Raw genomic sequence first — 14666 nt, 5'->3', positions numbered from 1 at the left:
ATCGACCACATCGAGCCCTACGACCACGGCGCAGGCAAAGACGGGATCAAGCACACGGACAAGGACGACGGCACGGGCGGCACTCGCCGCACAGGCACTGACCGGCCACACTCGCCCGACCACGCCGACGCACAGACCTCCACCGACAACCTCGCACCGTTATGCAGACGCCACCACCGAGCGAAGACCTTCGGCCACTGGAACTACGTCCGACTGAGCCCAGGCGAATACCTCTGGACCAGCAGACACCGCTACCAGTGGATCACCGACACCGACGGCACCCGAGCGGTCACCACGAGAGGCCGCTCCGAACAGCCCTCGGCTCCGCCACCGGAACCATCCGGGTGAGCTGGTACCGGTGCAGCCCAGGCGCGCCCACACTCACCGCACAGGCGCGCGAAGCGACAGCTGGGCGCCAACGGGCGTGCCGGCGACGTCGACGGTCCACGATGCCGCAGCGAGGGACTCGGCGGTGACAGGCCACGCCAACACATAACCGAGGCCGACAGCGGCTCCGACGGTGGCTCCCCACGCGCCTGAGGTGACCTGACCGGCGGGGCGGTCGTCGGCCAGCAGCAGCTCGCCGCCCCACAGCATCACGTCGGGATCCTCGGCGATGACCGACAGGTAGCGTCGAGCCGGAGCACGTCCTGTCTCCCCGAAAGCGGCCGGACGACCGAGGAAGTCCTTCGTCTTCGACAGAGCGAAGGCGAGCCCGGCCTCACGGGGCGTCACGTCAGGGGTCAGCTCCCGCCCGAACACGCGGCGCCCGAGCTCGATGCGCAGCGCATCGATCGTGTTGTAGCCAGCGTCGACGACACCGGCGGCCGATACCTTCTCGTACACGGCCACAGCATCGGCGACCGGCACGAACACCTCCCAGCCGACGGGATGGCTATAGGCCGAGCGCAGGACGATCGTGCCGTCGGGCAGCCCCGCAGGCACGGCCGCTTCGGGTCCGAACACGCCGATGACGGCGTAGTCATCGGTGGCGTCACGCACCACCACGCCGTGCGGGAGGTGACGGTGGAGATGATCGAGGTCACGGTAGGTCGTCGCGGCGGACGAGACGACGAGGAACTGCTCTGCCCCGAGGCGGGTGACCGTCACGTCGGCCTCATAGCCGCCGCGGCCGTTGAGCCAGGGCGTGTAGACCGACGTGCCAGGAGCGACGTCGACGTCGTTCGCGCACACCCACTCCAGGCCGGTGAGGGCGCGTGGACCTGAGACGACGTACTTGCTGAAGGAGGTCTCGTCGAACACCGCGGCCCGAGCGCGACACGCCTGCTGCTCGTCGACACACGCGGCCAGCCACGCGGGCTTGCCCCAGGCGTAGTCGAGTGACGCCGGCCCGAAGACGAGCGGCCGCTCCCAGCCGTTGCGGGAGCCGAACAGCGCCCCCTTCGCGGCCAAGGTGGCGTGCAGCGGCGAGACTCTCTGGGGCCGTGCCGTCTCGAGCTCTCGGTTCGGCCAGGGGATGGCGTAGTGCAACCCGAGCGTCTCGACGACCCGACGCCGCAGGAACGAGACGTCGTTCTGCCAGGGGCCGAACCGGCGTACGTCGACGGCGACCAGGTCCTGCTGAGGCGACCCGGAGACGATCCACTCGGCCAGGGCCTTGCCAGCGCCGCCGGCCGACGCGACGCCGACGGAGTTGAAGCCACAGCCGACGAACAACCCACCGACCTCGGGCGTCTCGCCGAGCAGGAACTGGTTGTCGGGGGTGAACGACTCGGGTCCGTTGTAGAGCTTGCGGATCCCGGTGTGCCCCAGCGCCGGGACGCGCAGCAGAGCCTGCTCCATCAGGACCGAGAAGTGCCCCCAGTCCTCGTCGAGGAGCTGGAACTCGAAGGGGTACGGGATCTGGTCGGGCGAGACCCATGGCTTCGCGTCCGGCTCGAACCCACCGACCACCAACCCGCCGACCTCTTCCTTGAAGTAGGTCCACCCGTCCTGGTCGCGCATGATCGGCAGGTCGGGATGGGTGCCGGCGACCGGATCGGTCACGACGTAGAAGTGCTCGGCCGAGTGCAGCGGCACCACCGTGCCCGCCCTGTCCCCCAGCGCCTTCGACCACTGGCCCGCGCACAGCACGACGACCTCGGCCCGCACCTCGCCTGCATCGGTGTGCACCCCGCTCACACGGCGCCCTGCAGGTGAGTCCTCCACCACCAGGTCGAGGACCCGCACCTTCTCCTCGATCCGTGCGCCCCGCATGCGCGCGCCCTTCGCCAGCGACTGGGTGACGTCGGTGGGGTTGACCTTGCCGTCACCGGGAAGCCAGAGCGCTCCGAGGACGTCGTCCACCTGCATGGGGGGCCACAGCTCGTGGGCCCGGGCAGGCGAGACCAGCTCGGCCTCCAGGCCGTACGCCGCCCCGTTCGCCGCCGTCCGCGCCAGCTGCACCATGCGGTCGGGCGTGCGGGCGAGCACGAGGCCGCCGACGTTGCGGTAGCCCGTCGCGAGCCCCGTCTCGGCCTCGAGCGACGCATAGAGCTCGGCGGAGTAGCGCACCATCGCCGTGCCGCTCTCGCTCGCGCGGAGTGGGCCGACCAGTCCCGCGGCGTGCCACGTCGTCCCGGAGGAGAGCCGACCCTGCTCGAGCAGCAGCACGTCGGTCCACCCGAGGCCGGTGAGGTGGTAGGCCACCGAGCAGCCGACGATGCCGCCTCCGATGACGACGACCCGAGCCCGCTCGGGAAGCTCCGCGGTCACGACGCCACCCGCGCCAGCAGCCGATCGAAGTCGGCCGACCCGAAGATCGCCGCAGCCTTCTCATAGCGCTCCATCCCCCACTCCCAGAAGTCGAACTCGATCGGCGAGGCCGCGGCCTGGATGAAGCCCCACAGCGACCAGCCGTAGCAGCTGCACAGCGCCTGCAGCCGCACCCGGGCCAGGTCGGCGGGAGTCGGGGAGCCGGCGTACGCCTCGACCCACGCGTCGGTCTGCTCCGGCGAGAAGCCGCACTCCGTGGAGGTGTTGCCGAGCTCGAAGAACGCGTCGTTGTTGCCCGAGTACTCGTAGTCGATGATCCACACGCGCTCGCCGTCGTCGAGGAAGTTCGCGGCGAGGAGGTCGTTGTTGCACGGCACTGGGGCTCGCGGGCGCACGGCGAGGGCGCGCCGCACCTCCCCCCACGAGTCGAGATAGGACTCATAGCCGTCCGGCAGCGCGAACCCACGTTGCCGGATCGTCGAGAGGTACGTCGCCTGCCGGGTGAACATGTCGAAGTCTCCGGTGAACCTCGGCCCGGCGTGCAGCGCTCGCACGGCGAGGGCTGCGCGGGTCAGCACGTCCGCGTCGCCGAACGAGTCGTCGCTCAGCGGCTCGGCGTGGAGGTAGGCGATGACCAGCATGCCGAGGTCGGGCCGGTACTCGACGACCGGCGCTGCGACGCCTGCCGCGGCGGCGGCTGTGGTGTTGGCGCACTCCGCGTCACGGTCGATCCCGAGCAGCTCGGCACCGGCCTGCGAGCAGCGCACGACGAGGTCCAGCTCGGGCTCGCGGCCGTCGTCGGAGGTCACCCTCAGGTTCGTGTTCGTCAGTCCGCCCGGCAGCGGTGCGACGCGCCAGGACCGCCCCGCCAGCACGGCGAGACGGTCCAGCGGCTGCAGCATGGAGGGGCCCGGGATCCGGCGTCCAGCGTCAGACAGCGGGCTCGGCGGTGAGCGGCGGTCCGGTCGGCGGCTCAGGCTCGTCGATGGTGTGGATCGGGCCCTTGAACCAGTTCTTGACCGAGGCGTACCACCAGATCGTCAGCAGGAGCAGGGCTCCGAGCGTGACGATCGGCGCGTAGTTGACGAACTTCCACGCGAACGCACTGTTGCCCGGCACGCCGCCCGGCACCGTCGGAAGCATCAGGTAGACCGAGACGACGATGATCTCGACGACCGCGACGATGTTCATCCACTTGTACTTGCGGCCGTTGTTCCAGGCTCCGACCTCGAAGGAGTCACCGTGGCGCCACCGCAGGAAGATGGGGATGGCGAAGGACAGGTAGAGGCCCTGCACCGCGATCGAGGTGACGGCGAAGAAGGCCGTCGGCACGATGATCGGCGCATCCGCGGTGCCGATGTTGACCTTGATGAGCGCCGGAAGCGTCACGAGTGCGGCGAGCACCGCCACCGTGATCACCGCGTTCGCCGGGACCCGCGAGGGCGTCAGCCTGCGCAGGAACCCCGATGCCGGGAGCGCACGGTCGCGGCTGAATGCGAACGTCATGCGGGAGGCCGACGTCAGGCAGGAGGTCGCGCAGAAGAACTGCGCCGACGCGGAGATGAACAGGACGATGCCGGCCCAGTGGCTGTTCATCGCGTGGTTGAACAGGTAGCCGACGCCGCCCCCGCCGACGCCCGCATAGTCCGGGTTTCCCTTGGAGTCGTTGGGGATGGCGAAGGTGACGGCCAGCAGCAGGATGTAGCCGCCGACGGCAGAGTAGAAGATCGACTGCCAGATCCCCTTGGCCGCGCCCATCGCCGCTCCGGCGGTCTCCTCGGAGAGGTGGGCGGAGGCGTCGAAGCCGGTGATCGTGTACTGCGTGAGCAGGAACGAGAGCGGCAGGATGATGAACCAGAAGACCCCACCGGTCGTGCCGCCGTTGTTGAAGCCGGAGTTGTTGAAGCGGTCGGTGAACACCTGGCTGACGCTCATGTGGTGGTCCGGGACGAAGATGAGGATCAGCACGATCGCCGTCGCGCCGACCACGTGCCACCAGACCGAGACGTTGTTCATGATCGCCATGAGGTGGCCGCTGAAGATGTTGAGCACGGCGGTCGCGACCAAGATGATGAGGAACGTGATGAAGACGCGCGTGAGCGAGTAGTTCGCGGCGTACGACGACGAGAACGTGCTGATCGTCAGGTCGATGAAGGTCGCACAGCCGTAGGCGACGCCCGCCGTGACCGCGACCAGGCCGATCCAGTTGAGCCAGCCGGTGTAGAACCCGGCGCGCGCACCCCCGAGCTTCGAGGCCCACCAGTAGATGCCGCCCGAGGTGGGGAACGCCGAGACCAGCTCGGACATCGTGAAGCCGACGATGAGGATGAAGACGCTGAGGATCGGCCACGTCCAGGCGACGGCCGACGGGCCGCCGTTGTTGATCGCCGCCGTGTAGTTCGTCAGACACCCGGCCAGGATCGAGATGATCGAGAACGAGATCGCGAAGTTGGAGAAGCCTGACCACGAACGGGACAGCTCCTGCTTGTAGCCCAGTCTGGCGAGGTGGGCCTCGTCCTCGAGCGAGACGGTTTCATGTCCTTCAGGCATGGTGATCTCCTGCAAGTCGATGGGGTCACACCGAGTTGTCATCGGACGCTAGACCTGCGACGGGTGGGTGTAAACAGGTCGCCTCGAATTTGGTATGAACTCAGACCATTTGACCTCGTCGACGCGTTGACGGGGCCGTCGCCAGAGAACAGACTGACGGCCATGACCCCCGCCCGTCAGGTGAACCCGACGGCGCTGCCGGCGACGTTGCTGCGACCGGTGCGGGGGCACCACGCCTTCGAGGCGTGCGTCGAGCAGCTCGCCACCGCGATCCGGCTGGGGGTCTACCCGCTCGGCAGCACGCTTCCCCCTGAGCGCGACCTCGCGGACCAGCTCGGCGTCTCCCGGGCGACCCTGCGCGAGGCGATGGCGGCGCTCCGGCAGGCGGGGCTCGTCCAGACCACCCGGGGTCGAGGTGGAGGCACGGAGGTCACCCTCAAGCCGCCGACGCCGTCGGCGCGTGCCGCCGCTCGGACGACCCCCGAGCAGCGTGCGGACTGGCTCGACTCGCTGGCGTTTCGACGCATCATCGAGCCCGGCGCTGCCGCGATGGTCGCCGAGGCGGGGCTCGACGACAAGGGCCGCGCCCAGCTGGAGGCGGCCCATGAGGAGGTGGCGGCGGCGACCAAGCCGGCGCGCTATCGGCAGTCGGACTCCCGGTTCCACCTGACGATCGCTGCTCTGACCGGGTCCCACCGGGTCATCGAGGCGGTCACCTCTGTCCAGGCGATGCTGCACGAGATGCTCCTGGCGATCCCGCAGCTCGACACCAACATCGCCCACTCCGACGTCCAGCATGCGGCCGTCGTGCGGGCCATCCTCGACGAGCGGCCCGACCGCGCCCGTCGTGCCATGGAGCAGCACTGCGACGACACGGCCGCGCTCCTGCGCGGCCTCATCACCTGAGGAGAGCCGTGGCCACACTGCGCAACGACCGGCACCTGTCGATGAGCGAGCTGCTCACCGATATCTCGACCGGCGCGATCGACACGGTCGTCGTCGCCTTCACCGACATGCAGGGGCGGCTGCAGGGCAAGCGCCTACATGGGCGCTACTTCGCCGACGTCGTGGTCGAGCACGGCACCGAGGGGTGCAACTACCTGCTCGCCGTGGACGTCGACATGAACACCGTCGACGGCTATGCCATCTCGTCGTGGGACCGGGGGTATGGCGACATGGAGTTCGTCCTCGACGAGCGGACGATCCGCCGTCTCACCCACCTGCCGGGCACGGCGATGGTCCAGTGCGACCTGGTGTGGCCCTCCCCGGATGGAGCACCGCACTCCCCTGTGCTGCAGTCGCCACGGGGCATTCTCCAGCGTCAGCTCCAGCGGGTGGCCGAGCGCGGCTGGACGGCCCTGGCCGGGACGGAGCTGGAGTTCATCGCCTTCGAGGACACCTACGAGCAGGCGTGGGCCTCGGGCTACCGCGACCTCACCCCGGTGAACAGGTACAACGTCGACTACTCCATCCTCGGCACCAGCAGGGTGGAGCCGCTGCTCAGGTCGATCCGCAACCACATGTACGACGCAGGTCTCGACGTCGAGAGCGCGAAGGGCGAGTGCAACCCGGGGCAGCACGAGATCGGGTTCCTCTACGCCGACGCCCTGACCACAGCCGACAACCACGTGGTCTACAAGAACACGGCCAAGGAGATCGCCGCCCAGCAGGGCAAGTCGATCACCTTCATGGCCAAGTACAACCAGCGCGAGGGCAGCTCGTGTCACATCCACCTCTCGCTGCGCGGCGCGGACGGCTCCCTGCTCTTCTGGGACGATGGCAGGCGCAGTGCCACCTACGACCACTTCGTCGCCGGAGTCCTGGCCACCATGGCGGACTTCACGCTCCTCTACGCGCCCAACGTGAACTCCTACAAGCGCTTCGCCGACGGCTCCTTCGCGCCCACGACGATCGCCTGGGGTGAGGACAACCGGACCTGCGCGGTCCGGCTCGTGGGCCACGGTGCGAGCGCGCGCATGGAGAACCGCGTCCCAGGTGCCGACGTCAACCCGTATCTCGCGCTCGCGGCCATGCTGGCCGGGGGCCTGCACGGGATCGAGTCAGAGCTGCCGCTGCAGGATGCCCTGGTCGGGAATGCCTACGCCCTCAGCCACGAGCAGGGACTGCCGACAGTGCCGAACACGCTCCACGCCGCCCGCGAGCTGTTCGCAGCCTCGGAGGTCGCCCGCAAGACCTTCGGCGACGAGATCGTCGACCACTACGTGAACATGGCCGACGTCGAGCTGGCCGCCTACCACGCCGCGGTCACCGACTGGGAGCTGCGGCGCGGCTTCGAAAGGATGTAGATGGCTTCGACGAGCTCGACCAGCGATACGGCGCATTCGACCAGCGACACGCACACGGTCTTCAATCCCGCGACGGCGCAGCCGGTCGTCGAGGTGGCGCTGGCCTCGGCCGAGGACACCGATGCCGCGATCGTCGCCGCCCACGCGGCGTTCGGCCGTTGGAAGGGCGTCGCTCCGGGCGAGCGGGCGAGACTGTTGCGTCGATTCGCGTCGGTCGTCGACGCTCACATCGACGAGCTCGCCGAGCTGGAGGTCCGCAACTCGGGCCACACCTGGGGCAACGCCCGGTGGGAGGCGGGCAACGTCCGAGACCTGCTCAACTACTACAGCGGCGCGCCCGAGCGGATGACCGGCAAGCAGATCCCGGTGCCGGGCGGCGTCGACGTGACCTTCCACGAGCCGCTCGGCGTGGTGGGCATCATCGTGCCCTGGAACTTCCCGATGCCCATCGCGGCCTGGGGGTTCGCTCCGGCGCTGGCCGCCGGCAACACCGTCGTCCTGAAGCCCGCCGAGCTCACCCCACTCACGGCGGTCCGGATCGGCGAGCTCGCGCTGGAGGCCGGCCTGCCCGAGCACGTCCTCACCATCGTCCCCGGTGCCGGCACGGTTGTCGGCGAGCGCTTCGTGACCCATCCTCTGGTGCGCAAGGTCTGCTTCACCGGGTCGACCGAGGTCGGCAAGCGCATCATGGCCGGCTGCGCCGAGCAGGTGAAGAACGTGACCCTCGAACTCGGGGGGAAGTCCTCCAACATCATCTTCGCCGACGCCGACCTCGCTGCGGCGGCCGCTGCGGCGCCGTACGCCGTCTTCGACAACGCCGGGCAGGACTGCTGCGCACGCTCCCGCATCCTGGTGGAGCGCAGCGCGTACGACGACTTCCTCGCACTCCTGGAGCCCGCCGTGTCCGGGCTGCGTGTGCTCGACCCGTCGGATGAGTCCAGCGAGATGGGCCCGCTGATCTCGGCGTCCCAGAAGGACCGGGTCACCGCCTATCTCGACGGCATCGAGGCGATCATCACCGGCTCGGCGCCGGAGGGCCCCGGGTTCTGGGTGCCCCCGACCGTCGTGGCGCTCGACGACACGGACGCTCCGATCTGGCGTGAGGAGGTCTTCGGACCGGTCGTCGCCGTGATGGCCTTCGACGACGAGGCCGATGCGATCGCGAAGGCCAACGACACCGAGTTCGGCCTGTCCGGCTCGATCTTCACCCACGACCTCGGCAAGGGACTCCGTGTCGCGCGGGGCGTCGAGGCGGGCAACCTCAGCGTGAACTCGAACTCCTCGGTGCGCTACTGGACGCCGTTCGGCGGCTACAAGCAGTCCGGGCTCGGCCGTGAGCTCGGACCCGAGGCGCCGTACGCCTTCACCGAGGAGAAGAACGTCTTCATTGCCCATTAGGCACCGCTACGGCCAACGAAAAGAGAGAGCAATGGCAGGACGCATCCAGGACAGGGTCGCGGTCGTCACGGGCGGATGCTCAGGCATCGGCCTGGCCACCGCGCGGCGGTTCGTGGCCGAGGGCGCGAAGGTCGTCGTGGGCGACATCGCGGATGACGCGGGCAAGGCGCTGGTCGACGAGCTTGGCGAGTCGGCGGGCGGCGAGCCGCGCGTCACCTACGTCCACGTCGACGTGACGAGCAAGGAGGAGGTCGACGCGCTGTTCAGGCACGCGAAGGACACCTACGGCTCGGTCGACATCGCGTTCAACAACGCCGGCATCAGCCCGCCCGACGACGACTCGATCCTCACCACCGAGCTCGACGCGTGGCGCCGCGTCCAGGAGGTCAACCTGACGAGCGTCTACCTGTGCTGCAAGGCGGCGCTGCCCTACATGATCGAGCAGCGCCGGGGCTCGATCATCAACACCGCCTCCTTCGTGGCGGTCATGGGCGCAGCCACCTCGCAAGTCTCCTACTCCGCCTCGAAGGGCGGTGTGCTCTCGATGACGCGGGAGCTCGGGGTGCAGTTCGCCCGCGACGGGATCCGGGTCAACGCGCTGTGCCCGGGACCGGTCAACACGCCGCTGCTGCAGGAGCTCTTCGCGAAGGACCCCGATCGCGCGGCCCGTCGCCTCGTCCACATCCCGATGGGGCGCTTCGGCGAGCCCGAGGAGATGGCCTCGGCCGTGTTGTTCCTGGCCTCCGACGACTCGTCCTTCATGACGGCGAACACGTTCCTGGTCGACGGGGGGATCTCCGGCGCCTACGTCACTCCGCTGTGATGCCCTCCGTCGCCCAGGTCGGCGCCGGCCCCCTGATCGGCCTGACGACCTATCGCGAGCAGGCCGTGTGGGGGGTGTGGCACCAGCGCGCCGACCTGCTTCCCTCGCAGTACGCCGGGGCGGTCGAGGCGGTGGGCGGCGTGCCCCTGCTGCTGCCTCCCGTCGCGTCGGAGCACGCCGCCGAGGCCGTCGTCGCGCGCTTGGACGGCCTTGTCATCTCCGGCGGCGCGGACGTCGACCCATCCCGTTACGGCGCGCAGCCGCATCCGCGCACGTCCGGGTGGCGAGTGGACCGGGATGCCTGGGAGCTGGCGCTCCTCGACGCTGCGCAGGCCGTCGGCCTGCCGTTGCTGGGAGTGTGCCGGGGCATGCAGCTCATGGCGGTCCACGCGGGCGGCACGCTCGAGCAGCACACGCCCGACGTCGTCGGGCACGACGAGCACTCCCCCGGCGGTGACGCGTTCGGCACCACGCGCGTGGCGACGCAGGCCGGCAGCAGGTTGGCCGGCCTCGTCGGCGACAAGCTCACCGTCTCCTGCCACCACCACCAGTCCGTCCGCGACGCCCCGGGCTTCCATGCGGTCGCGACCGCCGCCGACGGGTCGCTGGAGGCGATCGAGGCCCCCACCGACAGGTTCTGCGTGGGGGTGCAGTGGCACCCGGAGACGCTTGCCGATGTCGGCCTGCTGGCCGGGCTCGTCGAGGCGGCCCGGGCATACTCTGCCCGGTGAGCCGTCGTGTGCCCCGTCGCGTCCTGATCAGCGCCCACCGCGGCGGCGCGGGATATGAGTCGGCGAACGAGAACACGCTGGCGGCGGTGGAGAAGGCGGTCGCCGAGGGCGTCGAGTACGTCGAGATCGACGTACGCCGTCGACCCGACGGCACGGTCATCGTCCTCCACGACGACCCCGACTCCGGGACGATGACCGTCGACCCGGTGCACTACGACGACCTCCTGCCGGCCCTGCGCCCGGCGTGTGCCCATCTCGATCTCAAGGCTGCCAGCCGCGACGGTCGCGCGGAGATCGACGTCGTACGCCGCGCGCTGGCGGTCCTGGGGCCAGGACCGCATGTGGCGACGACGGGCCGGGTGAGCACCGCCAGGGCCCTGCGGGCGTGGGCGGATGCCGAGCGGGTGGACCTCAAGATCGGTCTGTCGATCGGGGGCACGTTCCCCGGTCGGCCGTGGCGCGAGCAGGTCCGGCGCCACTGGGACCAGCTGTTCCCTTCACCGCGGCTGGAGGAGTCCGGCGCCGACGTGATCGCCGCGCACCACGCACTCGCGTTCATCACCCTGCGGCGGCTGGCGCGGCGCCGTGGCCTCGAGCTCCTCGTCTGGACACCCGACAACCCGGCGCTCCTGTGGTATTGGCTGCGCCCGGGCCGCGCCTGGCTGGTCACGACCAACCACCCCGCCCGGGCCATCGCGATCCGGGCGCGACGGGAGGCTGGCAGAATCGGGACCAGAAAGGGGACGGCATGAGCACGACGCACGGCGCTGAGGCGGTCGAGGACATCCTCGGTGCGCCGTACACCGCCGAGACCATCGCCCTGACGGACGACGACGAGGGGCGCGTCGTCGCCACGCTCGTCAAGCGCCCGGCGGTCCAGGCCACGACGCGCGCGGTGCTCCACGTCCACGGGTTCTCCGACTACTTCTTCCAGACGGGGTTCGCCGAGTGGTGGACCGAGCGGGGCTATGACTTCTACGCCCTCGACCTGCGCAAGTACGGCCGCTCCCTGCTCGAGCACCAGACACCGAACTACGTGACCGATCTGGCGACCTACCACGAGGAGCTCGACGCCGCATGGGAGCGGATCACCGAGCGCGACGGCCACGACCACGTCGTCCTCACCGCGCACTCGACCGGCGGTCTCACGACGCCACTGTGGGCGCACGCCCGACGGCCTCCCGCGCTGGCGGGGATGGTGCTCAACTCGCCCTGGTTCGACCTGCAGGGCTCCACCTTGCTGCGCGTCGTGGGCACACCGGTCATCAACCGGCTGGGCGCCCGGGCACCGAAGCTCCACATCAAGCGGCATGTCAGCGGCGTCTACGCCCGCAGCCTGCACCGCGACCACGCCGGTGAGTGGGACTTCGACCTCGAGCTGAAGCCGTTGAGCTCGTTCCCGGTGTATGCCGGCTGGCTGCGCGCCATCCGCAACGGCCACGCTCTCCTGCACGCGGGGCTGGACGTGCCGGCTCCCGTGCTCGTCCTCTCCTCCGACCGGACGCGGTGGACCGCCCACCTCACCGAGGCCGCCCACACCGCCGACCTCGTGCTGGACGTCAAGCAGATCCGGCAATGGGCGACGTCAGTCGGCAAGCACGTCACCTACATCGCGATCCCCGGCGCCCGTCACGACGTGGTGCTCTCGCGTCCCGACGTGCGCGAGCACGCCTATCGCGAGATCGAGACGTGGAGGGGCGCCTACGTCAGGTGACGCGCTGCGTCACTTGGCCAGCATCGTCACCAGCGCGACGACGCCGACGACCACGATCACCCCGCGCAGCACGTTCGCCGGGAGGCGCCGACCGATCGAGGCGCCGAGCAGACCGCCCATGATCGAGCCGGCCGCGATCAGGCCGACGACGGCCCAGTCCACGTCGGCCACGAACGCGAAGATGAGGCCGGCGACGGCGTTGACGATGGCGGCCAGGACGTTCTTCGTCCCGTTGAGGCGCTGCAGCGTGTCGGCCACGCCGATCCCGAGCACCGCCATGAGCAGGACGCCCTGCGCAGCGCCGAAGTAGCCGCCGTACACCCCCGTGGCGAACACGGCGGCCCAGACCCACCAGTGCTCGCCGCCGGCGTCGCCGTGGTGCGCGGCGACCCAGCGGGAGATGCGCGGGCCGAAGATGACCAGGAGGACGCCGAGCGCGATGAGGGCCGGGACGATGGCCTTGAACGCCTCCGCCGGCAGCACGAGCAGCAAGAGCCCGCCGAGTGCGCCGCCGAGCAGCGAGGCGGTGCCGAGCCGCAGCACCCGCGAGCGTTGCCCGGCGAGCTCACGGCGGTAGCCCCACGCGCCGGCCACCGAGCCGGGCACGAGGCCGATCGTGTTCGACACGTTGGCCACCACCGGCGGGTAGCCGAACGCGAGCAGCGTGGGGAAGGTCAGCAGCGTCCCGGACCCGACGACTGCGTTGATCGTCCCAGCGCCGACCCCCGCGAGCAGGATCGCGGCAGCTTGGAGCGGCGCCACTCAGGCGTCGGCGGACGGATCGGCGGAGGCGCCTTCGTCCGGGTCCGGCACGCGCGCGCCGTTCACGCTGGCGTTCGCCTCGGCGATGGCCTCCTGCACGGCGGCGTCGGCCTCGGAGAGCGCGCGGTCGGGCACGTCGACCGGGGTGGCCGGAGGGCCGAGGTCGACGCGCGTCGCGGGGCCGCCGCTGTTGGCCGGGATGCCCTTCAGGTCCGACAGCGTCGAGCCCAGCCCTTCCAAGGCCTTGCCGATCTCGCTGGGCACGATCCACAGCTTGTTGGAGTCGCCCTCGGCGATCTTGGGCAGCATCTGCAGGTACTGGTAGGCCAGCAGCGACTGGTCCGGCCCACCGTCGTGGATCGCCTGGAAGACCGTCTGAATGGCCTGGCCCTCACCCTGGGCCCGCAGGATCGAGGACTCGCGGTCGGCCTGCGCGCGGAGGATCTGCGCCTCGCGGGCGCCCTCGGCGTTGAGGATGGCGGACTGCTTGTTGCCCTCGGCGGTCAGGATCGCGGACTGCCGCTGACCCTCGGCGGTGAGGATCAGCGCGCGCTTGTCGCGGTCGGCACGCATCTGCTTCTCCATCGCGTCCTTGATGGACACCGGCGGGTCGATGCTCTTGATCTCGACGCGCTTGACCTTGATGCCCCAGCGACCGGTCGCCTCGTCGAGCACGGCAGCGAGGCCGGAGTTGATCTGCTCGCGGCTGGTGAGTGTCTCCTCGAGGTCCATGCCGCCGACGATGTTGCGCAGCGTCGTCATCGTCAGCTGCTCGACCGCCTGGATGTAGTTGGCGATCTCATACGTCGCCGCGATCGGGTCGTTGACCTGGAAGTAGATGACGGTGTCGATCGAGACCGTCAGGTTGTCCTCGGTGATGACCGGCTGGGGCGGGAAGGTGACCACCTGCTCGCGCAGGTCGATCATGTAGCGCACCTTGTCGACGAACGGCATGACGATGTTGAGGCCGGGCGCCAGGGTGCCCTTGTACTTGCCGAAGCGCTCCACGATGCCGGCGCGCGCCTGCGGGATGATCTTGACCGTCTTGGCCAGCAGCACGATCACGAACAGGAAGACCAGCACTGGCACGATCCAGATGGCCACGGTTGCTCCTCAGCTCTCCAGGGTAGGGACGGGGTGCACGTAGGCCGTCGCACCCTTGATCATGAGCACCTCGACGACCTCGCCCGGCTCGATGACGAGCGTCTCGTCGTATGGCTTGGCGGTCCACAGCTCCCCGTCGATCTTGAGCTGGCCCCCTTGGTGGGCGGTGAGCCGGACAGGCGTGATCGCCTGCTTGCCGATCAGCGTCGCGCTGCCCAGCACCAGGTCGGGCCCGCTCTGGAGATGCTTGACGATCTCCGGGCGCACCAGAGCGAGCATCGCGATCGATGCGGCTGCCGCGACGAGGATCTGGACGGCGACGGCGCCCACGAAGACGGACGTCACCATGCCGGCCAGCGCGCCGACCGCGAGCATCGCGAGGACGAGGTCCAGGCTGGCGAGCTCGGCGGTGCCGAGCAGCACCGCGAGGGCCAACCAGGCCGCCCACGGATTCTCACCCAGCCACTGCATACCTCGACCCTAGCGCGGCCGCGCCGCCTCCGTTCGTCCGTTCGAATGCGGCGATCAGGTGTGTCGCCCGGGCCCGTCGCGGTTGCGCGAGC

Annotated in this window: 13 protein-coding genes and 1 pseudogene; 8 read left to right on the top strand and 6 right to left on the bottom strand. The window is 69.7% G+C overall.

All coding sequences use genetic code 11. From position 1 onward, the window contains the following. Nucleotides 1-348 (top strand): annotated as a pseudogene (locus ACYQ1K_RS17750) (hypothetical protein); the annotation flags it as partial. Between the two features lie 33 nt (nt 349-381). Here ACYQ1K_RS17750 and ACYQ1K_RS17745 read toward each other — a convergent pair. From ACYQ1K_RS17745 to ACYQ1K_RS17735, 3 genes are read right to left on the bottom strand one after another with little or no spacing between them, the layout of a single operon-like run. Continuing rightward, complete coding sequence (locus ACYQ1K_RS17745) at nt 382-2715, bottom strand: GcvT family protein (RefSeq protein WP_459984480.1); 2334 nt, start codon at nt 2713-2715, stop codon at nt 382-384. Continuing rightward, on the bottom strand, nt 2712-3617 hold the full coding sequence (locus ACYQ1K_RS17740) for an LPS biosynthesis choline kinase (RefSeq protein ID WP_459984478.1): 906 nt from the start codon (nt 3615-3617) through the stop codon (nt 2712-2714). The genes ACYQ1K_RS17745 and ACYQ1K_RS17740 overlap by 4 nt, the downstream gene beginning before the upstream one ends. 28 nt (nt 3618-3645) lie before the next feature. Continuing rightward, the gene (locus ACYQ1K_RS17735; protein WP_459984477.1) at nt 3646-5265 is read right to left on the bottom strand and encodes an amino acid permease; all 1620 of its coding nucleotides are present in this window, start codon (nt 5263-5265) and stop codon (nt 3646-3648) included. Between the two features lie 162 nt (nt 5266-5427). Here ACYQ1K_RS17735 and ACYQ1K_RS17730 point away from each other — a divergent pair, with 162 nt between their 5' ends. The 7 genes from ACYQ1K_RS17730 to ACYQ1K_RS17700 are packed head-to-tail and all read left to right on the top strand — an operon-like array spanning nt 5428 to nt 12237. Further along, nucleotides 5428-6171, top strand: a complete 744-nt coding sequence (locus tag ACYQ1K_RS17730) for a FadR/GntR family transcriptional regulator (RefSeq protein WP_459984476.1) — start codon at nt 5428-5430, stop codon at nt 6169-6171. Between the two features lie 8 nt (nt 6172-6179). Then, the gene (locus ACYQ1K_RS17725) at nt 6180-7571 is read left to right on the top strand and encodes a glutamine synthetase family protein (protein WP_459984474.1); all 1392 of its coding nucleotides are present in this window, start codon (nt 6180-6182) and stop codon (nt 7569-7571) included. Then, on the top strand, nt 7572-8969 hold the full coding sequence (locus ACYQ1K_RS17720) for an aldehyde dehydrogenase family protein (protein ID WP_459984472.1): 1398 nt from the start codon (nt 7572-7574) through the stop codon (nt 8967-8969). A 31-nt stretch (nt 8970-9000) separates the two neighbouring features. Further along, a complete protein-coding gene (locus tag ACYQ1K_RS17715; RefSeq protein ID WP_459984470.1) occupies nt 9001-9792 on the top strand; it encodes a 3-oxoacyl-ACP reductase in 792 nt (263 codons plus the stop codon). Continuing rightward, entirely contained in the window at nt 9792-10523 is a 732-nt protein-coding gene (locus ACYQ1K_RS17710) for a gamma-glutamyl-gamma-aminobutyrate hydrolase family protein (RefSeq protein WP_459984468.1), read from the top strand. The genes ACYQ1K_RS17715 and ACYQ1K_RS17710 overlap by 1 nt, the downstream gene beginning before the upstream one ends. Further along, on the top strand, nt 10520-11275 hold the full coding sequence (locus ACYQ1K_RS17705) for a glycerophosphodiester phosphodiesterase (protein WP_459984467.1): 756 nt from the start codon (nt 10520-10522) through the stop codon (nt 11273-11275). The genes ACYQ1K_RS17710 and ACYQ1K_RS17705 overlap by 4 nt, the downstream gene beginning before the upstream one ends. Next, complete coding sequence (locus ACYQ1K_RS17700; RefSeq protein ID WP_459984466.1) at nt 11272-12237, top strand: alpha/beta hydrolase; 966 nt, start codon at nt 11272-11274, stop codon at nt 12235-12237. The genes ACYQ1K_RS17705 and ACYQ1K_RS17700 overlap by 4 nt, the downstream gene beginning before the upstream one ends. 9 nt (nt 12238-12246) lie before the next feature. Here ACYQ1K_RS17700 and ACYQ1K_RS17695 read toward each other — a convergent pair whose 3' ends face one another. The 3 genes from ACYQ1K_RS17695 to ACYQ1K_RS17685 are packed head-to-tail and all read right to left on the bottom strand — an operon-like array spanning nt 12247 to nt 14574. Then, nucleotides 12247-12999, bottom strand: a complete 753-nt coding sequence (locus ACYQ1K_RS17695; protein WP_459984464.1) for a sulfite exporter TauE/SafE family protein — start codon at nt 12997-12999, stop codon at nt 12247-12249. Then, complete coding sequence (locus tag ACYQ1K_RS17690) at nt 13000-14103, bottom strand: SPFH domain-containing protein (protein ID WP_459984463.1); 1104 nt, start codon at nt 14101-14103, stop codon at nt 13000-13002. A gap of 9 nt (nt 14104-14112) precedes the next feature. After that, nucleotides 14113-14574: an NfeD family protein gene (locus ACYQ1K_RS17685; RefSeq protein ID WP_459984461.1), complete on the bottom strand. Its 462-nt coding sequence runs from the start codon at nt 14572-14574 to the stop codon at nt 14113-14115. Nucleotides 14575-14666 lie beyond the last annotated feature (92 nt).

This window comes from Nocardioides sp. AN3 (assembly GCF_054653495.1).
Note: the sequence above shows the minus strand (reverse complement) of the source record. Positions and strands in the feature narration are given on the sequence as shown.